The organism is Pseudomonas sp. L13 (assembly GCF_009935965.1).
Lineage (GTDB): Bacteria > Pseudomonadota > Gammaproteobacteria > Pseudomonadales > Pseudomonadaceae > Aquipseudomonas > Aquipseudomonas lactis.
In genome coordinates, this window is the sequence record NZ_QODJ01000017.1 from 1 (window position 1) to 25,593 (window position 25,593).

Genomic DNA, 25,593 nt, shown 5'->3' on the forward strand with positions numbered 1-25,593 from the left:
GCGTGGTTTGACGGGGCGCCTAAGATCAAAAGCAGATCAAGATCAAGAGCGACTCGCTTCGCATCGTGGTTACCGTCTGCTGCTACAGCCCACAAAGTTGTGTAGATACCTATGCTGCGATGACGGTGTACCTGGCGCTGACTCGTTGACTGAATCGCCGCCATCGCAGGCAAGCCAGCTTCCACATTGGGTCCGCTTCTGCCTGCATTCCCTGTAAACTGCGCCTCTTTGGCCCCAGCACGGAGAGCCCGGCATGTCCGCTTCGATCCTGTATATCCACGGTTTCAACAGTGCGCCGGCTTCCAACAAGGCCAGCCAGTTGACCACTGTGATGGATGCCCTCGGCCTGTCCGACCAGCTACGTGTACCGGCGCTGCATCACCACCCTCGTCAGGCGATTCTTCAATTGGAGCAAGCGATTGCGCAACTGGGCCGGCCACTGCTGGTCGGCAGCTCACTCGGCGGCTACTATGCAACCCATCTTGCCGAACGCCATGGTCTCAAGGCGCTGCTGGTCAACCCGGCGGTCAGCCCCCATCGGATGTTCGACGGTTACCTGGGTACCCAGAAGAACCTCTACACCGATGAGAGCTGGGAATTGACACAGGACCACGTCACGGCGCTGGCCGAGCTGGAAGTACCGGCTCCCCAGGATGCTGCGCGTTATCAGGTGTGGTTGCAGACCGGGGACGAAACCCTGGATTATCGCCTGGCCCAACAGTATTACCGGGCCTGTGCCTTGCGCATCCAGGCCGGTGGCGACCACGGTTACCAAGGGTTCGCCCAGCAATTGCCGGCACTGTTGTGCTTTGCCGGTATTGGCGCAGATCAGTTTCAATCCTTCGATTTTTCGTCACTGTAGAAAATCGCAGGTCACTTTTTAATCGAACGACTCACGACGAGACCCCATGGCCACTCCCAGCGCTAGCTCTTATAACGCCGACGCCATCGAAGTCCTCTCGGGCCTCGACCCGGTGCGCAAACGCCCCGGCATGTACACCGACACCAGTCGGCCGAACCACCTTGCCCAGGAAGTCATCGACAACAGCGTCGACGAAGCCTTGGCCGGGCACGCCAAGTCGGTGCAAGTCATCCTTCACGCCGACCATTCCCTGGAAGTGTCCGACGACGGTCGTGGCATGCCGGTGGACATTCACCCCGAAGAGGGGGTGCCGGGCGTCGAGCTGATCCTTACCAAGCTGCACGCCGGCGGCAAGTTCTCCAACAAGAACTACCAGTTCTCCGGCGGTTTGCACGGCGTGGGTATTTCCGTGGTCAACGCCCTGTCGACCCTGGTGCGGGTCAAGGTCAAGCGCGACGGCAACGAGTACCAGATGACCTTCGCCGATGGCTACAAAGCCACCGACCTGGAAGTGATCGGCACCGTGGGCAAGCGCAACACCGGCACCAGCGTGTACTTTGCGCCGGACCCCAAGTATTTCGATTCGCCCAAATTCTCCATCAGCCGCCTCAAGCACGTGCTCAAGGCCAAGGCTGTGCTGTGTCCGGGCCTGCTGGTCAGCTTTGAAGACAAAGGCACCGGCGAGAAGGTCGAGTGGCACTACGAAGACGGCCTGCGCTCTTATCTGGAAGATTCGGTCAGCGACTTCGAACGTCTGCCCAACGAGCCGTTCTGCGGCAGCCTGTCGGGTAATAAAGAAGCGGTGGACTGGGCGCTGCTGTGGTTGCCCGAAGGTGGCGACAGCGTGCAGGAAAGCTACGTCAACCTGATCCCCACGGCCCAGGGCGGTACCCACGTCAACGGTTTGCGCCAAGGCTTGCTGGATGCCATGCGTGAATTCTGCGAATACCGCAGCCTGTTGCCGCGCGGCGTGAAGCTGGCGCCGGAAGACGTGTGGGAGCGCATCGCGTTCGTGTTGTCGATGAAGATGCAGGAACCGCAATTCTCCGGCCAGACCAAAGAGCGCCTGTCGTCCCGCGAGGCGGCGGCGTTTGTCTCGGGTGTGGTCAAGGACGCGTTCAGCCTGTGGCTCAACGAGCACCCCGAGCTGGGCCTGGCCCTGGCGGAGCTGGCGATCAACAACGCCGGCCGTCGCTTGAAAGCCAGCAAGAAGGTCGAGCGCAAGCGCATCACCCAGGGCCCGGCACTGCCGGGCAAACTGGCCGATTGCGCCGGGCAAGACCCGATGCGTTCCGAGCTGTTCCTGGTGGAGGGTGACTCCGCCGGCGGTTCCGCCAAACAGGCGCGGGACAAGGAATTCCAGGCGATCCTGCCGCTGCGCGGCAAGATCCTCAACACCTGGGAAGTCGATGGCAGCGAAGTGCTCGCCAGTCAGGAAGTGCACAACATCGCCGTGGCCATCGGTGTCGATCCAGGCGCGGCAGACATGAGCCAGTTGCGCTACGGCAAGATCTGCATCCTCGCCGACGCCGACTCCGACGGCCTGCACATTGCTACCTTGCTGTGCGCGTTGTTCGTCCAGCATTTCCGCCCGTTGGTGGATGCCGGTCACGTCTACGTCGCCATGCCGCCGCTGTACCGCATCGACCTGGGCAAGGAAATTTTCTACGCCCTGGACGAAGCCGAGCGCGATGGCATCCTCGATCGCCTGGTGGCCGAGAAGAAACGCGGCAAGCCACAGGTCACGCGATTCAAGGGCCTGGGTGAAATGAACCCGCCGCAACTGCGCGAAACCACCATGGACCCCAACACCCGGCGCCTGGTGCAGTTGACCCTGGAAGACTTCGCCGCCACCTCGGAAATGATGGACATGCTGCTGGCGAAGAAACGCGCGGGCGACCGCAAGACCTGGCTGGAATCCAAAGGCAACCTGGCCGAGGTGCTGGGCTGATGCGCACAGGCTTCGCCCTGGCGATCCTGATATTGAGCGGGCTGGCGGTCACCCCGGTGGCCGCAGCCAGCGTGGCAGAGCTCAAGCTGGTCTCGGAACACCCGGTTGATGGCATGCGCGGTGGGAACCTGTCGGGCCTGGCGTTGTGTGGCAACGAGCTGTGGACGGTTTCGGACCGCGATGACGACCAGATCTACCGCCTGGATACCCGTGCGCCGACCTGGAGCGCCGAGGCGCTGAAGATCGACGTGCCGCCCGTGCCCGAGTCCGGCCTGCCTTGGGGCTTGCGTTCGCGCACCAAGGCCGCTTCGTTCATACGCGGTGGCGACCTGGACTTTGAAGGCATCAGCTGTGATGCCGCAGGCAACCGCTACATTGTCAGCGAAGCCCATGCCGCAGTACTGCAGGTGCCGGCGGCGGGTGCGCCCGAATGGTTGAAAATCGCTCCGGGCATGGTGCGTGAAGCTAGGGCCAGTGGCATGTTGCTGCACTTTAATGCCTTGTTCGAGGGCCTGGCGGTCAACCCGGAAGGCAACCAGATCTGGCTGGCTGCCGAGCGCGAGCGACGTGGCCTGGTCTCGATCAAGCGTGGGCAGAGCGTATGGGATTGCGATGGCCGTTGTGTATTGTTGAGCGAGGCCGGCCAGGAAGTGCAACCGGCACAGTTCCCCAACGCCAAGGCCGTGTCCAAGGACTTTGCCGACTTGTCGCTGTTCAACGGCAAGCTGTTTACCCTGGAGCGCAATGCGTTCCAGATCTGCCGGCGCGACCCGCTCACGGCCAAGGTTGAGCGGTGCTGGTCGTTTGCCGACGAAGCCCTGACGCCGCAGCGACGTTACCCGCAGTCGTATGGCCTGGCTGAAGCCCTGTTGGTGGATGCCGACGGTGCCTGGGTCGGCATCGACAACAATTTCGGCCCGCGTGCCGATGGTGAAAAGCGTCCGATGGTCTATCGTTTCGCCGCCCCGGACGGCGGCTGGAGTGCCCAGCCATGAGTCGAGATTTTTTTGAATTGAATCAGCGCAGCGGCAGTTCCGCTGCGCCTTACCCCATGATGAGGCCCGCATGAGTGACATCCTCGCAGACAGTTTAGATGGCGTAGAACGCCGGTCGCTGGCTGAATTCACCGAAAATGCCTACCTCAACTACTCCATGTACGTGATCATGGACCGTGCCTTGCCGCATATCGGCGACGGCCTGAAACCCGTGCAACGGCGCATCATCTACGCCATGAGTGAGTTGGGCCTGGACGCTGATTCCAAGCACAAAAAGTCGGCGCGTACCGTCGGTGACGTGCTGGGTAAATTCCACCCCCACGGCGATTCGGCGTGCTATGAAGCCATGGTGTTGATGGCCCAGCCGTTCAGCTACCGCTATACGTTAGTAGACGGCCAGGGTAACTGGGGTGCCCCGGATGACCCCAAATCCTTCGCCGCCATGCGTTACACCGAGGCGCGGTTGTCGCGTTATTCCGAAGTGCTGCTCAGCGAGCTGGGCCAGGGCACTGCCGACTGGGGGCCGAACTTTGACGGCACCCTTGACGAACCCCTGGTGTTGCCGGCGCGTTTGCCGAATATCCTCCTCAATGGCACCACCGGTATTGCAGTCGGCATGGCCACCGACGTGCCGCCGCACAACCTGCGCGAAGTCGCCACCGCCTGCGTGCGCTTGCTCGATGAGCCCAAGGCTACGGTCGAGCAGCTCTGCGAGCATATCCAGGGCCCGGATTACCCGACCGAAGCAGAAATCATCACGCCGCGCGCCGACCTGCTGAAGATGTACGAAACGGGCAAGGGCTCGGTGCGTATGCGCGCCGTGTACCACATCGAAGACGGCGACATTATTGTGACCGCGCTGCCGCACCAGGTATCGGGTGCCAAGGTGCTGGAGCAAATCGCCGCGTTGATGCAGGCCAAGCCGTCGAAGTTGCCGCAAGTGGCCGACCTGCGTGACGAGTCCGACCACGAGAACCCGTGCCGCATCGTGATCATCCCGACCAACAGCCGGGTGGATCATGAAGTGCTGATGCAGCACTTGTTTGCCAGCACCGACCTGGAGTCCAGCTACCGGGTCAACGTCAACATCATCGGCCTGGACGGCAAGCCGCAGTTGAAGAACCTGCGCAATCTGCTGGTGGAATGGCTGGAATTCCGCGTGCAGACCGTGCGCCGCCGCCTGCAATTCCGCCTCGACAAGGTTGAGCGCCGCTTGCACCTGTTGGACGGTTTGCTGATCGCCTACCTCAACCTGGATGAAGTGATCCATATCATCCGTACCGCCGAGCACCCGAAGGCCGAGCTGATCGCGCGTTTCGAGCTGAGCGAAATCCAGGCTGACTACATCCTCGACACCCGCTTGCGTCAGTTGGCACGCCTGGAAGAAATGAAGCTGCGCGACGAGCAGGATGCGCTACTCAAGGAACAAGCCAAGCTGCAAGCCCTGCTGGGCAGCGAAGCCAAGCTCAAGAAGCTGGTGCGTAGCGAACTGATCAAAGACGCCGAAACCTATGGCGATGACCGTCGCTCGCCTATCGTCGAGCGTGCTGAAGCCAAGGCCCTGACCGAAACCGAGCTGTTGCCCAACGAGAAAATTACCGTCGTTCTGTCGGAAAAGGGTTGGGTTCGCTCCGCCAAAGGGCATGATATTGACGCCACCGGCCTTTCGTACAAAGCTGGTGATGGCTTCAAGACCGCTGCCGCCGGGCGTTCCAATCAGTTCGCGGTGTTTATCGACTCGACCGGGCGTAGTTATTCGGTGCCGGCCCACACCCTGCCGTCTGCACGGGGGCAGGGCGAGCCGTTGACCGGGCGCCTTACGCCGCCACCGGGGGCGAATTTCGAGTGCGTGCTGTTGCCGGATGACGATTCGCTGTATGTCATCGCCTCCGACGCCGGTTACGGTTTCGTGGTCAAGGGCGAAGACCTGCAGGCCAAGAACAAGGCGGGCAAGGCGCTGTTGAGCCTGCCGAACAACGCCAAGGTGATTTTGCCAAGGCCGGTGGAGGATCGTGAAAGCAATTGGCTGGCGTCGGTGACCACCGAAGGGCGCTTGCTGGTGTTCAAGATCAGCGACTTGCCGCAGTTGGGCAAGGGTAAAGGCAACAAGATTATCGGGATTCCCGGGGACCGGGTGGCCAGTCGCGAGGAGTATGTGACTGACATCGCCGTGGTCCCGGAAGGCTCTACCCTGGTGCTCCAGGCCGGCAAGCGCACGTTGTCATTGCGCCCTGACGACCTTGAACACTACAAGGGTGAGCGTGGCCGGCGAGGTAACAAACTGCCACGAGGCTTCCAGCGAGTGGATGCCTTGCTGGTCGAGACGCCGGTTTAAGCGGTACTAGAGGCCTCGATCTACGATTTAACGCGTAGATCGATGCTTTCGCGCTGGAGTCATGGCGCATATTCACGGATGATATGGCCTTTCCAGCGCCGGCGTGGCCGAGCGTGTTCAGGTTATTTTTAGTATTACATTGTGGTTCGCCTTGTGGCAGCCACTTGGATGGGATGATGACTGCTCCACGCCTTCCTCTATTTTTGATGCTCGCTGGCCTTTTGGGGCTAGCGGGTTGCAGCACACATCAACCGGTGTCGCTGTACCAGCTGGACAGCGGAAGTCCGGCTCAGCCAGCTCAAACCGCTGGCATGGCTGTATTGCTGGGGCCGGTAGTCGTTGCCGATTACCTGCAACGCGAAACCCTGCTTCAACGTCAGAGCGACGGCAGCCTGCAAGGTTCCACGGATGGTCGTTGGGCCGGTAGCCTGTCGTCGGATATCAACCAGTTGATGTTGCGTCAGGTCGCCGGCCAGCTAGACAGCCAGCGTGTGGTCCTGGCACCGGGACCCTCCGGGTTCACCCCGGATGTACAGGTGCTGCTGACCATTACGCGGCTGGACTCCGGCAAGTCGCAACCGGCGATCCTGGATGCACAGTGGCGCCTGATCGACCGTCGCGGGCAAGTGCGGGACAACCGCATTGTGCACCTGCAGGAAGAACATGCAGGCACCACCGCGTCCCAGGTCCAGGCCCAGGGTGTGCTGTTGCAGCACTTGGCCCAGCAGTTGTCGGTGGCGCTCAAGCCATTGGCCAACCAGCCGCCGATTGCCGAAGCGCAGCCGCGTAAACAGGCCCCGGCCCAGGCCAAGCCTGCGGCCCCGGAAAAACCGAAGATGCCGATGGCCACGCCGATTCGCACGGACTTGGAAGTGTTCAGGTTCTGATCTGAATCGCGTACAAACAAAAGGCCCGCTGAATAAGCGGGCCTTTTTGTTGGGCTGTTGTGTAGGAGCGAGCTTGCTCGCGAAAAGCGTCAACGATAACGTGTGCTTGCTGAATAAACGCGGCGTCGTTAAGTTTTTCGCGAGCAAGCTCGCTCCTACAAAAAGCCTTAGCCTCAGGGCTTACGGGTCTCGTGCATCCGCGCCAACTGCCGTTCCAACATCGACGGATACGGCTCCATCAATCGCTCCACACAGCTGGCCCCTTCAGGGCTGGCAATCGGGCGGATACGCGCGCGTTGGCGGATCAGTGTGTCTTCGCTGATCTTGCGCTCCACCAACAGCAGGTTGCGGCTGTGCTGGGACAGGGCCAGGGCATCCTGGGCTATTTCAGTGAGCAGCAGGTCGATCTGGCTCATGCCAAACAGGTCGTCACCCACGGTTAGGCCCAGCTGCAGTTGCAGGGTAATGCCGCTGTCGGCCACTTCGATCTGTAGGGCATGGCCCAGGGCGCGCAACAGCTCGCCGCAGCAGATGGCATTGGTCAGATAGTCTTCGCCGCTGTCCTCGCTGTGGAACAGCATCAACGTGCTGCCATCGTTCAGGGTATGCAGTTCGCTCTGGTAGAGCGAGGCGGCCTGGTCAAGGCAGTCACGGTAGCGTTCGAGCAGTTCGGTCAGGCGGGCACGGGGCAGGCGGCGCAGTTGCTCCTGGGCACCCAGTTGCACGGCGAGTACGGCACTGTGCTGCGGCTCGGCGTTCTTGACCACAACCGGTTTCGGTGCCGCGACCGGGGCGGCTGCCGAGGTGTCGCGCAGGTCGGCGAACGGGTCTTCGTCGTCCAGTTCATCTTCCTCGGCCTTGATCACATGGCGCGGCGCAGGCTTGAGGCCGGCCACCGGGGCGCTTTCGTCGAAGCCTGGGTCGCGCAGGTCGCGCACTTCAAACTCAGGCTCGTCGGTATAGTCCTCGGCGTCGTCGTACTCAGGCTCGGGCTCGACTTCAGGCGCTTTCGGCTCCGGGGCAAAGCTGGCGTGGAGCTGGCGCGCGAGGTCGCCGATTTCATCCTGGCGATCGGTAGCCGGGGTGTGTTCGTCGATATCCCGCAGCCAGATGCGCAGTTGCATCAACGGCGTGGAGATATGCCGGCCCAGGCGCAGGCTCAGGGCCAGGGCCAAAGCCAGCAGGATCGCACTCAGGATGCCCATGCTCTGCAGGCTGATGGTCATCGGCTGCTGGAACTGTTGCATATCAAGGCTGATACGCAGTTGGCCGGCCTTCACGTCCTGGAACGTAATATTGCTCTGGTACAGGCCTTCGGCCTCACCGAGCAGGCCGTTTTTCGGGCGCTGCCCGGCCTCGGCCATGATCCGGTTGTCCACGCTATAGATAGCGGCATGGGCCACCAGCGGGTTCTTGGTCAGGTTGTTGAGCAACACGTTGAGGCTGAGGATGTCGTTGGACACCAGCAACTCAGTCGCCGAAGTGGCGGTCTGGGTTGTCAGGCTTGCGCCCAGGGCATCAGCTTGCTCGTGCATGGCCTGCTTGAACTGCAAACCCATCACGCAGGCGTAGATCACCAGGGCCAGAGCGACCAGGATCACGTTATGGCTGGCGATGCGCAATGCAATCGGTACACGGCGATGGCGCAGTGCCCGGAAGATCAGCAGGAAGAAGTTATCGGTTTTTACTGGCGTGGGCCGGTTCACTTGCGCTCGGCTCTTGGTCCGTGAAGTTGACGCGCAGTATAGCGACAGGCCCATGGCCGGCAAAGCGCTGGCTGTGCCCGATGGTCACTGAAAGTGGGTAGAATGCGGTTTTTTTCCAGCCTGGGGGTGCGCTTTGCGCGAAATTGTCCTGATCAACATCACGGGTGAAGACCGACCGGGTCTCACCGCAGCCATTACCGGCGTCTTGGCCCAGGGTGGTGTGAACATTCTCGACATCGGCCAGGCGGTGATCCACGACACCTTGTCGTTTGGCATCCTGGTGGAAATCCCCAGCACCGAACAGGCCTCCTCGGTACTCAAGGACATCCTGTTTACGGCGTATAAGCTCGATCAACAGGTACGTTTCACCCCGGTGTCCGAAGTCGATTACCAGCACTGGGTCGAAGGCCAGGGCAAAAAGCGCCACATCGTCACCCTGTTGACCCGCAAGGTCACGGCTGAGCAGTTGCAGCGCGTCAGCTCCATTACCGCGCAGTACGGATTGAATATCGACCATATCGACCGTCTGTCGGGTCGCATGCCATTGGACACTCCGGCCGACAAGGGCAAGGGCTGCATCGAGTTCTCCGTACGCGGTGAGCCGGCTGACGCGCAAGCGCTGCGCGCCGACTTCCTGAGCGTGGCCCAGGAACTGAATGTCGATATCGCCTTCCAGGAAGACTCCCTGTTCCGTCGCAACCGCCGCCTGGCGGTGTTCGATATGGACTCCACCTTGATCGAAGCCGAAGTCATCGATGAGCTGGCCAAGGCGGCCGGCGTGGGCGAGCAAGTTTCTGAGATTACCGAGCGGGCGATGGCCGGCGAGCTGGATTTTCGCGCCAGCTTCAAGGAGCGTCTGGCGCTGCTCAAGGGCCTGGACGTGGGCGTGCTGGATTCGATCGGCGCGTCGCTACGCCTGACGGAAGGCGCCGAAACCCTGTTCGCCGAACTCAAGCGCCTGGGCTACAAGACCGCCATCCTGTCCGGCGGCTTCACTTACTTCGCCAAGCAGTTGCAGGCCAAGCTGGGCATTGACTATGTATTTGCCAACGAGTTGGAAGTGGTGGATGGCAAAGTGACTGGCGTGGCGGTAGAGCCGATTGTCGACGCGCAACGCAAGGCCGACCTGCTCAAGGAATTGGCGCACAAGGAAGGCTTGCGCCTGGAGCAGACCATTGCGGTCGGCGACGGCGCCAATGACCTACCGATGCTGGCGATTGCCGGGTTGGGCGTGGCGTTCCGTGCCAAGCCGTTGGTCAAGCAATCGGCCAAGCAGGCGATTTCGACCTTGGGGTTGGATGGCGTGCTGTACCTGCTGGGCTTGCGTGACCGCGACGGCCAGCTATAAGCCGATCTCACTGTAGAAATACAGGCAAAAATGTGGGAGCCGGGCTTGCCCGCGATGGCGGAGTGTCAGTCAACACATCATTGACTGAACTGCCGCTATCGCGGGCAAGCCCGGCTCCCACATACGATCTCACCAGTAATATCAGGCTTTAGCAGCGGCGATACCCTGGCCCATCTGCACCGGTGTACCCGCTGTCAGTTCTTCAGCCCACTTCACCTGGTCCGGCCCGAACAGCACGATGGCGGTCGATCCCAGTTTGAAACGACCCAGTTCCGCACCTTTTTCCAGATGAATCGGCGCGCGGGCGGTTTCGTCGTAGCGGAAGGTTTTCAGCTCGCGCTTGGGCGGCGTCACCAAGCCTGCCCACACGGTTTCAATCGACGCAACGATCATCGCACCCACCAACACCACGGCCATCGGCCCGCGTTCGGTGTCGAACAAGCAGACAACACGCTCGTTACGGGCGAACAGCTCCGGCACGTTTTCGGCGGTGGTCTGGTTGACCGAGAAAATCCGACCCGGCACATACACCATCTCGCGCAGGGTACCGGCTAATGGCATGTGCACCCGGTGGTAGTCCTTGGGCGACAGGTAAATAGTCGCGAACTCGCCGCCCATGAACGGCGCAGCCATTGCCGCATCGCCACCGAGCAGTTCCAGCACGCTGAAGCTGTGGCCTTTGGCCTGGAAGATACGGCCATGTTCGATCGGGCCCAGTTGGCTGACCGCGCCATCGGCGGGGCTCAGCACTGCGCCTGGGGTTGGATCCAGCGGGCGGGCACCGTCTTTCAACGCGCGGGTGAAGAAGGCGTTGAAGTGCTCGTAGGCGCTCAGGTCTTCCACCAGGGCCTGGGACATGTCCACCTGATAGCGCTTGGCGAACCAGGCAGTGAAGGCGTTTTTGAACCAGCGCACGCGGCACTCGGCGATACAGCCGGCCAGGCGCGACAGCAAGTGGTGCGGCAGCAAGTACTGGCTGAGGATAAACAACTGCTTTTTCATAACTGTCCTTAAACCTTAAATCTCAACGGGGGTGTCGGGGTGGTTGCCCCATTCGCCCCAGGAACCGGCATAACCTTTGACTCGCGGATAACCGAGCGCCTTGGCCACCAGGTAGGTGAAGCCAGAGCGGTGGTGAGTCTGGCAGTGGGTGATGATTTCTTTGTCTTTGGTCAGCCCGAGGTCTTCGAGGATTTGCGGCATGTCACGGCGGATACGCAGGTTGCGCGCCTTGTCCATGCCGGCGGTCCATTCGAAGTTCACCGCGCCGGGAATGTGGCCGCCCTTGGCTGCGAGCACTTTCTCGCCGGAATACTCCAGCGGGCCACGGGCGTCCCAGATCCCCAAGTCGGCTGCGCCGAGACGGCTTTGCAGGTATTCACGGGTGGCGGTAGGGCCGTCGTGCAGCGTGAGGCTGACCGGGCCGCGGGCGGCTGGGGGCGCATCGGTGGAAAGCGCGTGGCCTTCCTCCAGCCATGCCAGCAGGCCGCCGTCGAGGTAGTGGTATTTCTGGTGGCCGATCACGTCGAGCATCCAGATAAAACGCCCGGCCCAACCGCCGCCTTCGTCGTCATAGACCACATAGGTGGCGTCCGGGGTGTGGCCCAATTCGCCGAACAGTTTTTCCAGGTCGGCCTTGCTCGGCAGCAGGCCGGGTGCGGGTGGCTGGCCCAGTTGGGTGCGCTTGGGGTCAACGAAATGCGCGCCGGGGATATGCCCTTCGGCGTAGCGGGCGACACTGGTGAGGTCCACCAGTATCAAGTGCTTGGAATCGAGGCGACTCAACAGGTCGGCGGATTCGATCACCAGCGGCAAGCCAGAGAAGTCAGGCATGTGAGGTCTCCTGGGCACAAATGTTGGCGATAAAGGCCGGTGATTGTAGCGCAAGCATCAGGCGCTGCGGTTGGTAAAGCTGTGCAGGGCTTTCTCGATGCATTGGGCGGTTTTGCCGAACGCTTGCACGGTGGTTTCCGAGAACGGCCCGCCGCCCTGGTCCGCCACGATCAGCATGACCACCCGGCCGTTGCAGCTCAGTGAGCGCAACAGCAGGTGCTCGCCGACAAACAGGCGACGCAGGATCGGTGGCAGCAAGGCGAAAAACTGCGCATGGTTGTCGGGGTTCAGGCGTACCTGGGCGGACTTTTCCAGCAGGCGTTGCAGCAATGTGCTGTTGACCACATCCAGGCTCAGGTGGGCCGCGTCCTTGGGCAGGCCGTCGGCCTGGTGCACACGCAAGGTGCTCAAGGCGCGATCGGCCATGAATATCAGTACCCGCTGCATGCCACTGGCCACCAGGGCTTCCTTGGCGCAAGTGGTCAGGTGCATGGCGTTGGCAAAGCGGCTCGGTTCCACCAGCAACTCGGTGCAACGCGTGCGCCACACGGCCAAGGCTTCGGCAGTCGGAGGCGGTGCAGGCAGCAAGCCGCGATGGACTTTCTGCACATGCCACGGCCAGATCAGCGACAGCGCCGGGTGCCAGAGGTCGGGCATCAAGGTGGTACGAGCGCTGGTCACCGCTTGCTGGTGGGCTTGCTGTTGCACATCGCTCAACGGCGTTTGCAGGTACAGCGCCGTCAGGTATTGCCAGCGCTCGGTGTGCGGGCAGGTCCAGGATTCCTGGGCCGACATCGCCAGGCCATTGGCCAGCAACACGGTATTGGCCGGCTGGTTCAGCCAGCGTCGCAGGTTGGGCTCGGCATCGAGCAATTGCTGGTGACGCAGGGCATCGTCTTGACGGGCAATGTGCAGCGCCTTGACCAGCAGGCGTTGCTCGGCCAGCAGCAACTTGTAGCCCTGTGAAACCCAGATCGGCAGGTGCCAGGCTTCGGTCAAGCCCAGGCACAGGTCGAGCAAACGCACGCCGAACAGCTGTTGCTCGACCTGGCGCGCCGATTGGCCTTTATGGATCACCCGCAACTCCCATTCTTCCAGGAGCTTGGGGTAGGCGACGGCCATCGGCCACAGCGGCGACAAAAACAACAGGCTGCCCCAGTGGATGTCCTGCCACAACCGCGCCAGGCGACTGCCGAACAAACCGTTGGCTTGCTGGGATGCGTGCTGGCTGATCAGCAACAGCTGACGCAAGGCCACCGGGATTTCCTGAGCGGGTACCGAAGGCAGGCGCGCCAACAACTCCTCGGCACGTTTGAGGCCAAGGCGGTTAAGCGCGACTTCAAGGTTTTCCGCAGGTTCGGCCAGGCTGCCGTGGGCTTGGCTGTTGGCTTCGCGCATCACGCTCAACACCAGGGCCGGGCTGTTGTGCATCAGCTCAGCAATATCTCGCAATGACCTGCGGCTATCGCGAATGGCTTTGCACACGCGTTCATGGCTGGCCTGGGGCACAGGCAGCAGCACGTCGTCCAGGCACTTGATCCAAGCGGCGAGGGTAGTAGGGCGGTTCGTTGGGACTGTCGTTTCAATTGCCATGATTGGGGCGCGATCATCACTTGCGTTCAACACGCCCGGAACGGGCCGAATTGGCTTTTCGCCTTAACGGGCTATAGTCTGGCGCAGTTTTGCCGATAAGTAGAACAAGAGTTTTGTGCAACACCCCCTATGTCCATGAACCCGACGGCGCAAGTACCCCTCTCCTATGGCTAAAATTATCGGCATCATTGTCGTCATCGCAAGTGTGCTCGGAGGGTACGTCCTCTCCCACGGTAAAATCGCCGCACTGATCCAGCCTTTCGAAGTGCTGATTATCGGCGGTGCCGCGTTCGGCGCATTTTTGCAGGCCAACCCAGGCTATATGACCATGCACGTGGTCAAGAAGTCCCTGGGCATGTTCAGCTCGCGCTTCTCCCACACGTTTTATCTGGAAGTGCTGGGGCTGATCTACGAGATCCTCAACAAGAGCCGCCGCGAAGGCATGATGGCGATCGAAGGGGATATCGAAGACGCCGCGGCCAGCCCGATTTTTGCCAAGTACCCGGCCGTGCTCAAAGACGAGCGCATGACCGCGTATATCTGCGATTACCTGCGCATCATGTCCTCCGGCAACATGGCACCCCACGAGCTGGAAGGCCTGTTCGACATGGAGCTGTTCAGCCTCAAGGAAGAGCTGGAGCATCCTTCCCACGCCGTGACCGGCATCGCCGACGGCATGCCCGGTTTTGGTATTGTCGCGGCGGTACTGGGTATCGTGGTGACCATGGCGTCCCTGGGCGAGGGCGATCAGGCGGCCATCGGCATGCACGTAGGTGCGGCGCTGGTGGGGACCTTCTTCGGTATTCTTGCCGCCTACGGTTTCTTCGGCCCGCTTGCCACTTCCCTGGCCCACGATGCCAAGGAAGAGATCAACCTCTACGAAGCGATCAAGGCGTGCCTGGTGGCCTCGGCGTCGGGCATGCCGCCGTCGCTGGCCGTGGAGTTCGGGCGCAAGGTGTTGTACCCGAAACATCGCCCGAGTTTCTCCGAGCTGGAACAAGCGGTTCGCGGTCGCTAAGCCATGGAAAACAACCAGCCGATCATCATCAAGCGCGTCAAGCGCTTCGCTGCGGGGCACCATGGCGGTGCCTGGAAAATCGCCTTCGCCGACTTTGCCACGGCGATGATGGCGTTCTTCCTGGTGCTGTGGCTGATGTCCACCGCTACGCCAGAACAGAAGATCGCCATCGCCGGCTACTTCAAGGACCCGATTGGCTTTTCGGAAAGCGGCACGCCGTTTGTCATTGACCTGGGCGGCTCGCCGGAACTGGCGCCCGAGCGCACCATCAACCCTGAAGTGCAAACGGAGTCGCCCCAGGAAAAAATCCCGATTGAGCGCGACACTGTCGAGTCCATGGCCGAGCAGGTCGAACAGGAGCGTCTGGAACTGTTGCTGCAGGAATTGCAGAACAAGGTTGAAGAAAACCCACAGTTGCTGAAGTTCAAGGACCAGATTTCCTTCGAAATCACCCCCGAGGGGCTGCGCATCCAGATTACCGATGCGGCCAACCGGCCGATGTTCGACTCTGGCAGTGCGCGCTTGAAGCCGTACTTTGAAGACATCCTGCTGGCCATGGCTGACACCATCAAGGCGGTGCCGAACAAGATCAGCATCAGCGGGCATACCGACGCCAAGCCCTACGCGGGCCAGGGCGATTTCGGCAACTGGGAACTCTCGGCCAACCGCGCCAACGCCGCCCGGCGTGCGCTGGTAGCCGGCAGCTACCCGGACCCGCAAGTGGCACGCGTGGTGGGCTTTGCCTCCTCGCAGCTGTTTGATCCCAAAGACCCGTTCAACCCGGTCAACCGCCGTATCGACATCGTGGTGCTGACCAAAAAAGCCCAGCGTGCGATTGAAGGCGATCAACCACCGCCACCGGCACCGACCCAGGGCGAGGGCGCGCCTGGCGAAGTGCCGGCCGACCCCAACGCCCTACCGTCGGAGCAGGAGCCGCTGCCGGCCCATGAGCTGCGCCAGAAGCTGAACCTGTTTGATGATGGGGGCGTCAAGGATCCTACGGCGCCTGCACCAAGGTCATAGTTGATCTATACGCTGGAAACGTAAACGCCCCGATCATTCGGGGCGTTTTTATTTGTGTTCAAAGTGGGAGGTACGCTTTGACACTACTGACTACGCCTCGCATGTCGTCGGCGCACAGGCGCGGTACGAAGTACTCCCGACCTTTGGTGCGAGTCTTTCTATGCAACTTGTCGAGGCGCTCAAAGCTGACGGTATAAATCATGTCGCACTTCACCCATAGCTCTTTATAACCATCGGACTGAAGTGGATTGGTGCGTAGCAAATGGCGCCAGTCGTATTGGGTCGCTGGTGCAGTAGAGGAGATTGGCACCACGGTGCAGAGCTTGCGATTGTGGGTCGCGGTAGGCGATATCACGACAACCTTGCGGATCTTCAGCATTTCCGGGGCGACAAAGCCTCGGGTGAAGTCACACAGCAAAACGTCGCCTTGTTTGGGGTGATAGTAGAGAGCCAAATGTTAATTCCCCACAAAAAGCAAAGCCGCCCGAAGGCGGCTTCATTCGACACGCAGCGGAGCTTGCTTCGCCCCTTCTGCGCCGCTGGATCAACCCCGAAAAGGATCCAGACTCCTGCCAGCTTTCGCTGGTGACGGAGCAATTATGGGCATCAGGAAATCTGAATACAAGCTGGCTTGTGTGTATGAGCCACCCAGTTGATCCGGACTCTTGATGCCCGCTCCTGTTAAATCAATGGGCTAGGGCGTTCAGCACCCTGGTTTATGTGTATCAAGAAATTGACCGTCAATAACTGCTCTCAGGCAAGCTCGCAATAATCGACCGATAGCTGTTCATCCGCTGCTGCTGCACGCGCCCATCTTCCAGTGCCTTGAGCAGCGCACAACCCGGCTCGCGGTCGTGTTTGCAGTCGCGGAAGCGGCAGGTGCCGATCAGGTCGTTGAACTCGATGAAGCCTGCTTCCACATCGCTGCGGCTGACGTGGCCCAGGCCGAACTCACGAATACCCGGCGAGTCGATCAACTCGCCGCCGCCCGGGAAGTGGAACAACCGCGCGGTGGTGGTGGTGTGGGTGCCCTGGCCGGACAGTTCCGACAGCGGGCCCACGCGGGTTTCGACTTCCGGCAACAAGCTGTTGACCAGCGACGACTTGCCCACGCCTGACTGGCCGACGAACACGCTGATGCGCCCGTTCAATTGCTGTTGCAGCTGTTCCATGCCGTTGCCGTGATGGGCCGACACTTCCAGAACCGGGTAGCCCAGGGTGCGGTAGACCGCCAGCAACGCATTGAGCGCCGGGGCGTTCTGCTCGTCGATCAGGTCGAATTTGTTCAGCAGCAGCAACGGGCGGATACCAGCATGCTCAGCCGCGACCAGGTAGCGGTCGATCAGGTTGGCATGGGGCTCGGGCAGCGGCGCGAACACGATCACGATCATGTCGACGTTGGCCGCCACCGGCTTGAGCTGCCCACGGCTGTCGGGGCGGCGCAGTTCGGTGCTGCGCGGCAACTGGGCGACGATGACGCCGATGCCCTGGTTGCCGGCACGCCACACCACCTTGTCGCCGGTGACCAGTGCAGGTAGGTTGGCGCGCAAGTGGCAACGGAACACCTGGCCTGCGAGTTCGCCTTCGAGCGCCTCGACTTCGACCTGCACACCAAAGTGCGCGATCACCAGGCCCGTTTGTTCGGGGCCCAGGTCGCCGCCCTCGAGCGCTTCCACGGCGGAGGATTCACGTTTGGCGGCGCGGGCGGCGCGTTCACCTTGAATCTTTTCGATGCGCCAGTTTTGGCGACGGTTGAGCTGGCGTTTGGCCATTGGTGTTCCGTGTCGATAATGCAAAAGTTGGGTAAAACGGTCGCGAGTCTAGCACGCCCCCGCCTGCTAAACTGCCCGGCTACGCCAAGGTGCCAAGAGAATCAAGCCATGCAAAACCCACAGAACCTGATTTGGATCGATCTGGAAATGACCGGTCTGAACCCCGACACCGACGTCATCATCGAGATGGCGACCATTGTCACCGACAGCAACCTCAACACCTTGGCCGAAGGCCCAGTGATCGCCATCCACCACAGCGACGCTGTGCTCGCCACCATGGACGAGTGGAACACCCGCACCCACGGTAACTCCGGGCTGACCCAGCGCGTGCGCGACAGCCGCATCAGCATGGCCGAAGCCGAGGCTGAAACCATCGCCTTTCTGGGAAAATGGGTGCCCAAGGGCAAGTCGCCGATCTGCGGCAACAGCATCTGCCAGGACCGTCGCTTCCTTTATACGCACATGAAGGGACTGGAAAGCTACTTCCACTACCGCAACCTCGACGTGTCGACCTTGAAGGAACTGGCTGCGCGTTGGGCGCCGGAAGTCAAAGACAGCTTCCATAAAGGCAGCACGCACCTGGCGCTGGATGATATTCGCGAGTCGATTGCCGAGTTGCAGCATTACCGCAAGCATTTCATCAAGGCTTGATTCTGCGGCGCCAGTGAATGCGCCGTCGCAGGCAAGCCAGCTCCCACATTTGACTGCATTCGCAAATCAAAGTGTGGGAGCTGGCTTGCCTGCGATGCAGGCGACGCGGTTTATCGCCAAGCGCCCCCTTTTGGTGCCCTCGGCAAATGATTAGACTGCCGGCCTCTCTGTCAGGATCGCCATCATGTTGCTGATGCTCTACCTCGTCGCCATCACCGCCGAAGCCATGACTGGCGCCCTGTCCGCGGGTCGGCGTGGCATGGACTGGTTTGGCGTGGTGCTGATCGCTTGCGTGACGGCCTTGGGCGGCGGTTCGGTGCGCGATGTGTTGCTCGGCCACTACCCGCTGACCTGGGTCAAGCACCCGGAGTACCTGGTGCTGACCTCTGTTGCGGCGCTGGTGACGATCTTTATCGCACCGCTGATGCGCCACCTGCGCTCGCTGTTCCTGGCGCTGGATGCGGTGGGGTTGGTAGCGTTCACCCTAATCGGCTGCATGACCGCCCTGGAAATGGGCCACGGTATGTTGGTGGCGTCGGTCAGCGGGGTCATCACCGGGGTATTCGGCGGCATCCTGCGGGATATCTTCTGTAACGACATCCCGCTGATCTTCCGCCGCGAGCTATATGCCAGCGTGTCTTTCCTGGCCGCGTGGTTCTACCTGCTGTGTCTTTACCTGGAGCTGCCCAGCGAGCAAGCGATTCTGCTGACGCTGTTCAGCGGCTTTTTATTGCGCTTGCTGGCGATCCGTTTTCACTGGGAAATGCCCAAGTTCGTCTACAACGACGACGTACACTAGCGGGCCGCGTGTTGCTCCAGCGCCCACTCCACGTGTTCGCGCACCAACTCAGACGGGTAGTCCCGCCGCGCCTTCAAGGCTTCCAACACCGGAATGCTGGAGGGCGCATTGCCCAGGCCCACCGCCAGGTTGCGTAACCAGCGTTCGTAACCGGCGCGGCGCAAGGGTGAGCCTTCGGTGCTGCTGAGAAATTTATCCTCGTCCCACATAAACAATTCGGCCAGTTCAGCGTTATCCAGATTGTGCCGTGGCTTGAAATCGCTTTCGGCGGTGGATCGGGCGAAACGATTCCACGGGCAAACGATCTGACAGTCATCGCAGCCAAATACCCGGTTGCCGATCAGTGGGCGCAGGTCTTCGGGGATGGCGCTCTTGAGTTCGATGGTCAGGTAGGAAATGCAACGTCGCGCGTCCAGCACGTAAGGGCCGACGAAGGCGTTGGTAGGGCAGATGTCCAGGCACGCCGTGCAACGGCCACAGTGTTCGGTAGTGTGGGGTGGGTCCACCGGCAACGGCAAATCGACAAACAGTTCGCTCAAAAAGAAATAACTGCCGGCCTTGCGGTTGAGAACCAGGGTGTTTTTACCGATCCAGCCCAGGCCCGCTTGTTCGGCGATGGCTTTTTCCAGGACCGGCGCGCTGTCGACAAAGGCGCGAAAGCCGAACGGCCCGATTTGCGCCTGGATGCGGTCGGCCAGCTGCTGCACGCGCTTGCGGATCAGCTTGTGGTAATCGCGGCCCAGGGCGTAGCGCGAGATGTAGGCTTTTTCTCGCTGGGCCAGCAATTGCGCCATGTGGGTGTCGCCAGGCAGGTAATCCATGCGCAGTGACACCACGCGCAAGGTACCGGGCACCAGCTCGTCCGGGTGCGAGCGTTTGCTGCCGTGGGCGCCCATGTACTCCATCTCGCCGTGGTAACCCGCGTCGAGCCAGCGTTGCAGGTGCTGTTCATGCTCAGCCAGGTCGAGGCCGCTGATGCCCACTTGTTGAAAGCCCAGCTCGCGGCCCCAGTCTTTGATCGATTGAGCGAGGGCGGGCAGATCGGAGGTAATAGCAGGCATGAGACACGGGAAACCACAGGTTAGATGCGTATAATTCTGCCAGACATCGGAGCTTGAAGACGCATGCCTCAGACAAAACACCCAATTACCGACGTTCAGCTGTTGTTGCCCGGCCATTTGCCGCAACTGGCTGCGCGCTCCCCGGACGCCCATAAGGGCCAATTCGGCCACCTGCTGGTCATCGGTGGTGACCGTGGCTTTGGCGGCGCGGCGCTGCTGAGTACCGAAAGTGCCCTGCGCAGCGGCGCCGGCATGGTCTCGCTGGCGACGCGGCCGGAACATGTGCCGGCCGCTCTGGCTCGGCTGCCGGAGGTCATGGCCGTCGGCGTGAGCTCGGCCAACCAGTTGGTGGGCCTGCTGGAAAAAATCTCGGTGATCGTCATTGGTCCTGGCCTGGGCGATGCCGCCTGGGGCAAAAGCCTGTTGTCGGTCGCGGCCAATGCCCGCCAGCCGCAGGTGTGGGATGCCGATGCGCTCAATCAACTGGCCACTGGCAGCGTCGAGCTGCCGGCCAACTGTGTGATTACCCCTCATCCGGGCGAAGCTGCGCGTTTGTTGGGGCTATCGACAGCCGAGGTTCAGGCTGATCGCCTTAAGGTGGCGCGCGCGTTGAGCCAGAAGTTCAATGCAGTGGCTATCCTCAAGGGTGCTGGCAGTTTGATTGCCAGCCCGGATGGGCGTGTGTCACGGTGTGATCAAGGCCACCCAGCGATGGCGACGGCGGGGCTCGGTGATGTCTTGGCCGGTCTGGTCGGCGCACTATTGGCTCAGGGTATGCCCGCGTACGAAGCGAGCTGCCTGGCCGTGTGGTTGCACGCGACCGCCGGAGACCGCCAGGGCAGTTTTGGTCGCGGCTTGGCCGCCAGCGACCTGATCCCCGCCATTCGTCAATTGCTGGAGGAGCAGTCGCCGTGCCTGAAGTAATTCTTTTTTTGGCAGATGAAGAGGCCATGGTCGCGTTGGGCCAGCGTATTTCGCAGGTCACCCAAGGGGCCGGGTTGATCTTTCTCGAGGGCGACCTGGGCGCAGGCAAAACCACACTGTCCCGGGGGATCATTCGGGGGCTGGGCCACGCGGGCGCAGTAAAAAGCCCGACGTTCACGCTTGTCGAGCCCTACGAGATTGGGGATGTGCGAGCCTTCCACTTCGACCTCTATCGCCTGGCCGATCCGGAAGAACTGGAGTTCATGGGCATCCGTGATTACTTCGACGAGGATGCGTTATGCCTGATCGAGTGGCCAAATAAAGGCACAGGCTTTTTGCCAAAGCCGGACCTGACCATTACCATTACGCCGCATGAGCACGGACGTCAGCTGAAGTTGTTGCCCCAGAGCCCACGCGCTGAGTCGTGGTGTGCTGCTCTGGCATTGGAATTCAAATAATTGGTGGGGTTAGGTATGCGCTTTCGCGCGTTGGTTGCTGTCGTGGGGGTGTTGCTTGCGGCAATGACTGTCAATGCTCTGGCTGCTTCACAGGTGAAAAGTGTTCGCCTGTGGCGAGCGCCGGATAACACGCGACTGGTGTTCGACCTGTCTGGCCCGGTCCAGCACAGCGTCTTTACCTTGACGGCGCCTGATCGCCTGGTGATCGACATCAACGGTGCCAGCCTGGCCGCGCCGCTGAAAGTCTCCACCGCCAACACGCCCATTACCGCCATGCGCTCGGCCCAGCGTACGCCGACCGACCTGCGTGTAGTCATCGACCTGAAAAAGGCTGTGACCCCCAAAAGCTTCTCCCTGGCCCCCAACGCCCAGTACGGCAACCGCCTGGTGGTCGACCTGTTCGACAACCCCGCCGACGCCGCACCGCCGCCTGCGCCAACGCCGAGCGTGGCAACGGTGCCTGCGGTGCCGGTCAACCCTTCGCAACCCCAGGTCAAGCTGCCACCGCCGCCGCCCGCCCCGGCAGGCAAGCGCGACATCATCGTGGTGATCGACGCTGGCCACGGTGGCGAAGACCCGGGGGCATCCGGCTCACGCGGCCAGCACGAGAAAGACGTGGTGCTCGCCATCGCCCGTGAGCTGCAGCGCCAGGTCAACGGCATGAAAGGCTACCGCGCCGAACTGACCCGCACCGGTGACTACTTTATTCCGTTGCGTGGCCGGACCGAAATTGCCCGCAAGAAAGGCGCCGACTTGTTCGTGTCCATTCACGCCGACGCCGCGCCTTCAACCGCTGCCTTTGGCGCCTCGGTATTTGCCTTGTCGGATCGCGGCGCTACCTCCGAGACCGCACGCTGGCTGGCCGACAGTGAAAACCGCTCCGACTTGATCGGCGGCGCCGGCAACGTCTCCCTTGATGACAAGGACAAGATGCTCGCAGGCGTACTGCTCGACCTGTCGATGACCGCCTCGCTGACCTCCAGCCTCAACGTGGGCCAGAAAGTCCTGAGCAATATCGGCCGTGTGACCTCGCTGCATAAACAGCGCGTGGAACAAGCCGGGTTCATGGTGTTGAAGTCGCCGGATATTCCGTCGATCCTGGTGGAAACCGGGTTTATCTCCAACGCCAACGAAGCGTCGAAACTGGCCAGCGCCAGCCACCAGCAAGCGCTGGCGCGCTCGATCAGCGCCGGTGTGCGCCAGTTCTTCCAGCAGAACCCGCCGCCGGGCACCTATATCGCCTGGCTGCGCGACTCCGGCAAAATCGCCCAGGGCCCGCGTGACCATCGTGTGCAACCCGGTGACACCGTTGCCATGCTGGCCGTGCGTTTCCAGGTCACGCCTGCAGCCTTGCGCAGCGCCAATAACCTGAAGACCGATGAGTTGAAGATCGGCCAGGTGTTGACCATCCCCGGCACTTCATTGGCGGCGCAGTAATGAGCGAGTCCACCTTGAACAGCGGCTCGCGCATTGAATTGCTCAGCCCGCGCCTTGCCAACCAGATCGCCGCGGGTGAGGTGGTTGAACGCCCGGCGTCGGTGATCAAGGAATTGCTGGAAAACAGCATCGACTCCGGTGCCAAACGCATCGATGTCGATGTGGAGCAGGGCGGCGTCAAGCTGCTGCGGGTACGTGACGATGGCAGCGGTATCTCTTCGGATGACCTGCCCCTGGCCCTGGCCCGTCACGCCACCAGCAAGATCCGCGACCTGGAAGACTTGGAGCGGGTCATGAGCCTGGGCTTTCGTGGTGAGGCCCTGGCCTCCATCAGCTCCGTGGCCCGCCTGACCCTGACCTCTCGCACCCGTAGCGCCGAGCAGGCCTGGCAAGTGGAAACCGAAGGCCGCGACATGGCGCCTCGGGTCCAGCCGGCGGCGCATCCAGTGGGCACCTCGGTGGAAGTGCGCGACCTGTTCTTCAATACCCCGGCGCGGCGCAAGTTCCTCAAGGCCGAAAAAACCGAATTCGATCACCTGCAAGAAGTCATCAAGCGCCTGGCCTTGGCGCGTTTCGATGTGGCCTTTCACTTGCGCCACAATGGCAAGACCATCCTCAGCCTGCACGAAGCCAACGACGACGCCGCGCGTGCTCGGCGGGTCGCGGCGGTGTGTGGCAGCGGCTTCCTGGAGCAGGCGTTGCCGATTGAGATCGAGCGCAATGGCCTGAGGCTGTGGGGCTGGGTCGGGTTGCCGACGTTCTCCCGCAGCCAGGCCGACTTGCAGTATTTCTTTGTGAATGGCCGGGCGGTACGCGACAAACTGGTGGCCCACGCGGTACGCCAGGCTTATCGCGATGTGCTGTTCAACGGGCGCCACCCCACCTTTGTGCTGTTCTTTGAGGTTGACCCTTCGGTGGTCGACGTCAATGTGCACCCGACCAAACACGAGGTGCGCTTCCGTGACGGGCGCATGGTGCATGACTTCCTCTACGGCACGCTGCACCGCGCCCTGGGCGACGTGCGTCCGGATGATCAGTTGTCCGCGCCGATTGTCACGGCGGTGGTGCGGCCGAGCGGTCCGGAAGCCGGCGAGTTCGGCCCCCAGGGCGAGATGAGCCTGGCGGCCAACTTGCTGCAATCGCCACAGGCACAGCCAGCCTACACCGCGCCAAATTCAGGTGCCGGTGCGGGTTATCAGTATCAATACACCCCGCGCCCGCAATCGACGGTGCCGGTGGCCGAGGCCCAGGCGGCGTATCGTGAGTTTTTCGCGCCGCTGCCGGGGGCTGAGTCGGATGCTGCTGTGGCGTTGCCCGAAGGCGGCGGTGATATTCCGCCGCTGGGTTATGCCCTGGCGCAGCTCAAAGGCATTTATATCCTCGCCGAAAACGCCCATGGCCTGGTGGTGGTGGACATGCACGCCGCCCATGAGCGGATCATGTACGAGCGCCTGAAGATCGCCATGGCCAGCGAAGGCCTCAGCGGCCAGCCGCTGCTGGTGCCCGAATCCCTGGCGGTGAGCCAGCGTGAAGCCGACTGCGCAGAAGAACATCACAGCGTGTTCCAGAAGCTGGGCTTCGAGTTGCAACGGCTGGGCCCGGAAACCCTGGCGATCCGCCAGATTCCCGCGCTGCTCAAGCAGGCCGAGGCCAACCGCCTGGTGGCCGACGTGCTGGCAGACCTGATGGAGTACGGCACCAGTGACCGTATCCAGGCGCATATCAACGAATTGCTTGGCACCATGGCCTGCCACGGCGCCATCCGCGCCAACCGCCGCCTGGCCCTGCCGGAAATGAACGGCCTGCTGCGCGACATGGAAAACACCGAGCGCAGCGGTCAATGCAACCATGGCCGACCGACCTGGACCCAGATGGGCCTGGACGATCTGGACAAACTGTTCTTGCGCGGCCGCTGATGAGCGCCTTGCCCCCCGCCATCTTCCTGATGGGCCCCACGGCCGCCGGCAAGACCGACCTGGCCATCGAGCTGACCAAGGTGCTGCCTTGCGAGCTGATAAGTGTCGACTCTGCCCTGGTTTACCGGGACATGGATATCGGTACGGCCAAGCCGTCGAAGGCGCTGTTGGCCCAGTATCCGCACCAGTTGATCGACATCATCGACCCGGCGCAGAGCTATTCGGCGGCGGATTTTCGCACCGACGCCCTGGCAGCCATGGCCGAGATCACCGCGCGCGGCAATATCCCGCTGCTGGTGGGCGGCACCATGCTCTACTACAAGGCATTGCAGGAAGGCCTGGCCGATATGCCGCCTGCCGATGCTCAGGTGCGCGCCGAACTGGAAGAAGAGGCTGCGCGCCTTGGCTGGCAAGCCCTGCACGACCAGTTGGCGGCGGTAGACCCGGTGTCTGCGGCACGTATTCACCCCAATGACCCTCAGCGGCTCACCCGCGCGCTGGAAGTCTGGCGTGTCAGTGGCCAGACCATGACTGAACATCGGCTGAAACAAAGTGCGCAAAGTGCTGATGCAGACGCATCTGGACAGTCACAATTGCCCTATACTGTGGCGAATCTGGCCATCGCTCCGGCAGATCGCCAGGTGCTGCATGAACGAATTGCACAAAGATTCACACTAATGTTGGAACAGGGGTTTGTGGACGAGGTCGTAGCATTGCGTTCAAGAGGTGACCTGCATGCAGGGCTGCCTTCGATACGTGCTGTAGGCTACCGCCAAGTCTGGGATCATCTGGATGGCAAGCTGACGTCAGCCGAAATGCAGGAGCGCGGCATCATCGCCACGCGCCAGTTGGCGAAGCGCCAGTTCACCTGGCTGCGCAGCTGGAGCGATTTGCACTGGTTGGACAGCCTGGACAGCGACAATCTGTCACGCGCCTTGAAATACTTGGGAACGGTCTCCATATTGAGCTGAGTCCTTGCAATTGCCGTCTATCCTTGGGGGTGTGACGGCCATAAGCTATCTAT

The 25,593-nt window shown here is 61.6% G+C and carries 22 protein-coding genes; 15 read left to right on the forward strand and 7 right to left on the reverse strand.

The window, feature by feature from the left end:
- Window positions 1-253 precede the first annotated feature (253 nt).
- The 5 genes from DK871_RS11160 to DK871_RS11180 all read left to right on the forward strand — a co-directional run bounded on the left by DK871_RS11160 (window position 254) and on the right by DK871_RS11180 (window position 7,030).
- On the forward strand, window positions 254-862 hold the full coding sequence (locus tag DK871_RS11160; protein WP_161905072.1) for a YqiA/YcfP family alpha/beta fold hydrolase: 609 nt from the start codon (window positions 254-256) through the stop codon (window positions 860-862).
- A 46-nt stretch (window positions 863-908) separates the two neighbouring features.
- Window positions 909-2,813 (forward strand): DNA topoisomerase IV subunit B, encoded by a 1,905-nt coding sequence (gene parE, locus DK871_RS11165; protein WP_003188026.1) that lies wholly within the window; start codon window positions 909-911, stop codon window positions 2,811-2,813.
- The gene (locus DK871_RS11170; protein WP_161905073.1) at window positions 2,813-3,808 is read left to right on the forward strand and encodes an esterase-like activity of phytase family protein; all 996 of its coding nucleotides are present in this window, start codon (window positions 2,813-2,815) and stop codon (window positions 3,806-3,808) included. The genes parE and DK871_RS11170 overlap by 1 nt, the downstream gene beginning before the upstream one ends.
- 70 nt (window positions 3,809-3,878) lie before the next feature.
- On the forward strand, window positions 3,879-6,143 hold the full coding sequence (parC, locus tag DK871_RS11175; protein WP_020301636.1) for a DNA topoisomerase IV subunit A: 2,265 nt from the start codon (window positions 3,879-3,881) through the stop codon (window positions 6,141-6,143).
- A 173-nt stretch (window positions 6,144-6,316) separates the two neighbouring features.
- Complete coding sequence (locus DK871_RS11180; protein ID WP_161905074.1) at window positions 6,317-7,030, forward strand: membrane integrity-associated transporter subunit PqiC; 714 nt, start codon at window positions 6,317-6,319, stop codon at window positions 7,028-7,030.
- A gap of 173 nt (window positions 7,031-7,203) precedes the next feature.
- Here the strand turns inward: DK871_RS11180 and DK871_RS11185 are convergent, their stop codons facing one another.
- Window positions 7,204-8,736, reverse strand: coding sequence for a histidine kinase (locus tag DK871_RS11185; RefSeq protein WP_161905075.1), 1,533 nt, complete (start codon window positions 8,734-8,736; stop codon window positions 7,204-7,206).
- 133 nt (window positions 8,737-8,869) lie between these two features.
- On the opposite strand from DK871_RS11185, the gene serB reads away from it, so the two are divergent.
- Window positions 8,870-10,084: a phosphoserine phosphatase SerB gene (serB, locus tag DK871_RS11190; RefSeq protein WP_161905076.1), complete on the forward strand. Its 1,215-nt coding sequence runs from the start codon at window positions 8,870-8,872 to the stop codon at window positions 10,082-10,084.
- A 141-nt stretch (window positions 10,085-10,225) separates the two neighbouring features.
- On the opposite strand, the gene asd is transcribed toward serB, so the two are convergent.
- The 3 genes from asd to DK871_RS11205 are packed head-to-tail and all read right to left on the reverse strand — an operon-like array spanning window position 10,226 to window position 13,510.
- Window positions 10,226-11,086, reverse strand: coding sequence for an archaetidylserine decarboxylase (gene asd / locus DK871_RS11195; protein ID WP_161905077.1), 861 nt, complete (start codon window positions 11,084-11,086; stop codon window positions 10,226-10,228).
- A gap of 15 nt (window positions 11,087-11,101) precedes the next feature.
- Window positions 11,102-11,917: a rhodanese-like domain-containing protein gene (locus DK871_RS11200; RefSeq protein WP_161905078.1), complete on the reverse strand. Its 816-nt coding sequence runs from the start codon at window positions 11,915-11,917 to the stop codon at window positions 11,102-11,104.
- 57 nt (window positions 11,918-11,974) lie between these two features.
- Entirely contained in the window at window positions 11,975-13,510 is a 1,536-nt protein-coding gene (locus tag DK871_RS11205; RefSeq protein ID WP_161905079.1) for an HDOD domain-containing protein, read from the reverse strand.
- 166 nt (window positions 13,511-13,676) lie between these two features.
- Between DK871_RS11205 and motA the strand changes: the two genes are divergently transcribed.
- Together motA and motB are read left to right on the forward strand one after the other, a co-directional pair.
- Window positions 13,677-14,528: a flagellar motor stator protein MotA gene (motA, locus tag DK871_RS11210; RefSeq protein ID WP_003188041.1), complete on the forward strand. Its 852-nt coding sequence runs from the start codon at window positions 13,677-13,679 to the stop codon at window positions 14,526-14,528.
- A gap of 3 nt (window positions 14,529-14,531) precedes the next feature.
- Window positions 14,532-15,551, forward strand: coding sequence for a flagellar motor protein MotB (gene motB / locus DK871_RS11215; RefSeq protein ID WP_161905080.1), 1,020 nt, complete (start codon window positions 14,532-14,534; stop codon window positions 15,549-15,551).
- A 58-nt stretch (window positions 15,552-15,609) separates the two neighbouring features.
- Here motB and DK871_RS11220 read toward each other — a convergent pair whose 3' ends face one another.
- Both DK871_RS11220 and rsgA read right to left on the reverse strand, forming a co-directional pair.
- On the reverse strand, window positions 15,610-16,005 hold the full coding sequence (locus tag DK871_RS11220; protein WP_161905081.1) for a type II toxin-antitoxin system PemK/MazF family toxin: 396 nt from the start codon (window positions 16,003-16,005) through the stop codon (window positions 15,610-15,612).
- A gap of 286 nt (window positions 16,006-16,291) precedes the next feature.
- A complete protein-coding gene (rsgA, locus tag DK871_RS11225) occupies window positions 16,292-17,323 on the reverse strand; it encodes a small ribosomal subunit biogenesis GTPase RsgA (RefSeq protein WP_032893853.1) in 1,032 nt (343 codons plus the stop codon).
- Between the two features lie 108 nt (window positions 17,324-17,431).
- On the opposite strand from rsgA, the gene orn reads away from it, so the two are divergent.
- Together orn and DK871_RS11235 are read left to right on the forward strand one after the other, a co-directional pair.
- A complete protein-coding gene (gene orn / locus DK871_RS11230; protein ID WP_161905082.1) occupies window positions 17,432-17,974 on the forward strand; it encodes an oligoribonuclease in 543 nt (180 codons plus the stop codon).
- Between the two features lie 181 nt (window positions 17,975-18,155).
- Window positions 18,156-18,773, forward strand: coding sequence for a trimeric intracellular cation channel family protein (locus DK871_RS11235; RefSeq protein WP_169913170.1), 618 nt, complete (start codon window positions 18,156-18,158; stop codon window positions 18,771-18,773).
- Here the strand turns inward: DK871_RS11235 and queG are convergent.
- Window positions 18,770-19,834 (reverse strand): tRNA epoxyqueuosine(34) reductase QueG, encoded by a 1,065-nt coding sequence (gene queG / locus DK871_RS11240; protein ID WP_161905083.1) that lies wholly within the window; start codon window positions 19,832-19,834, stop codon window positions 18,770-18,772. The genes DK871_RS11235 and queG overlap by 4 nt on opposite strands.
- Before the next feature lie 63 nt (window positions 19,835-19,897).
- On the opposite strand from queG, the gene DK871_RS11245 reads away from it, so the two are divergent.
- The 5 genes from DK871_RS11245 to miaA are packed head-to-tail and all read left to right on the forward strand — an operon-like array spanning window position 19,898 to window position 25,540.
- On the forward strand, window positions 19,898-20,758 hold the full coding sequence (locus DK871_RS11245) for an NAD(P)H-hydrate dehydratase (protein ID WP_161905084.1): 861 nt from the start codon (window positions 19,898-19,900) through the stop codon (window positions 20,756-20,758).
- Window positions 20,746-21,216, forward strand: a complete 471-nt coding sequence (tsaE, locus tag DK871_RS11250; protein WP_161905085.1) for a tRNA (adenosine(37)-N6)-threonylcarbamoyltransferase complex ATPase subunit type 1 TsaE — start codon at window positions 20,746-20,748, stop codon at window positions 21,214-21,216. The genes DK871_RS11245 and tsaE overlap by 13 nt, the downstream gene beginning before the upstream one ends.
- 15 nt (window positions 21,217-21,231) lie before the next feature.
- Window positions 21,232-22,653: an N-acetylmuramoyl-L-alanine amidase gene (locus tag DK871_RS11255; RefSeq protein ID WP_003188054.1), complete on the forward strand. Its 1,422-nt coding sequence runs from the start codon at window positions 21,232-21,234 to the stop codon at window positions 22,651-22,653.
- Window positions 22,653-24,569 (forward strand): DNA mismatch repair endonuclease MutL, encoded by a 1,917-nt coding sequence (gene mutL / locus DK871_RS11260; RefSeq protein ID WP_375139737.1) that lies wholly within the window; start codon window positions 22,653-22,655, stop codon window positions 24,567-24,569. The genes DK871_RS11255 and mutL overlap by 1 nt, the downstream gene beginning before the upstream one ends.
- Entirely contained in the window at window positions 24,569-25,540 is a 972-nt protein-coding gene (gene miaA / locus DK871_RS11265) for a tRNA (adenosine(37)-N6)-dimethylallyltransferase MiaA (protein WP_161905086.1), read from the forward strand. The genes mutL and miaA overlap by 1 nt, the downstream gene beginning before the upstream one ends.
- The last annotated feature ends 53 nt before the right edge of the window (window positions 25,541-25,593 follow it).

What these genes read in the sequence shown, in the direction of transcription:
- DK871_RS11160 (WP_161905072.1), top strand. Translation starts at nt 254, where the DNA reads ATGTCCGCTTCGATCCTGTATATCCACGGTTTCAACAGTGCGCCGGCT.
- parE (WP_003188026.1), top strand. Translation starts at nt 909, where the DNA reads ATGGCCACTCCCAGCGCTAGCTCTTATAACGCCGACGCCATCGAAGTC.
- DK871_RS11170 (WP_161905073.1), top strand. Translation starts at nt 2,813, where the DNA reads ATGCGCACAGGCTTCGCCCTGGCGATCCTGATATTGAGCGGGCTGGCG.
- parC (WP_020301636.1), top strand. Translation starts at nt 3,879, where the DNA reads ATGAGTGACATCCTCGCAGACAGTTTAGATGGCGTAGAACGCCGGTCG.
- DK871_RS11180 (WP_161905074.1), top strand. Translation starts at nt 6,317, where the DNA reads ATGATGACTGCTCCACGCCTTCCTCTATTTTTGATGCTCGCTGGCCTT.
- asd (WP_161905077.1), bottom strand. Translation starts at nt 11,086, where the DNA reads ATGAAAAAGCAGTTGTTTATCCTCAGCCAGTACTTGCTGCCGCACCAC.
- DK871_RS11200 (WP_161905078.1), bottom strand. Translation starts at nt 11,917, where the DNA reads ATGCCTGACTTCTCTGGCTTGCCGCTGGTGATCGAATCCGCCGACCTG.
- DK871_RS11205 (WP_161905079.1), bottom strand. Translation starts at nt 13,510, where the DNA reads ATGGCAATTGAAACGACAGTCCCAACGAACCGCCCTACTACCCTCGCC.
- motA (WP_003188041.1), top strand. Translation starts at nt 13,677, where the DNA reads ATGGCTAAAATTATCGGCATCATTGTCGTCATCGCAAGTGTGCTCGGA.
- motB (WP_161905080.1), top strand. Translation starts at nt 14,532, where the DNA reads ATGGAAAACAACCAGCCGATCATCATCAAGCGCGTCAAGCGCTTCGCT.
- rsgA (WP_032893853.1), bottom strand. Translation starts at nt 17,323, where the DNA reads ATGGCCAAACGCCAGCTCAACCGTCGCCAAAACTGGCGCATCGAAAAG.
- orn (WP_161905082.1), top strand. Translation starts at nt 17,432, where the DNA reads ATGCAAAACCCACAGAACCTGATTTGGATCGATCTGGAAATGACCGGT.
- queG (WP_161905083.1), bottom strand. Translation starts at nt 19,834, where the DNA reads ATGCCTGCTATTACCTCCGATCTGCCCGCCCTCGCTCAATCGATCAAA.
- DK871_RS11245 (WP_161905084.1), top strand. Translation starts at nt 19,898, where the DNA reads ATGCCTCAGACAAAACACCCAATTACCGACGTTCAGCTGTTGTTGCCC.
- DK871_RS11255 (WP_003188054.1), top strand. Translation starts at nt 21,232, where the DNA reads ATGCGCTTTCGCGCGTTGGTTGCTGTCGTGGGGGTGTTGCTTGCGGCA.
- mutL (WP_375139737.1), top strand. Translation starts at nt 22,653, where the DNA reads ATGAGCGAGTCCACCTTGAACAGCGGCTCGCGCATTGAATTGCTCAGC.
- miaA (WP_161905086.1), top strand. Translation starts at nt 24,569, where the DNA reads ATGAGCGCCTTGCCCCCCGCCATCTTCCTGATGGGCCCCACGGCCGCC.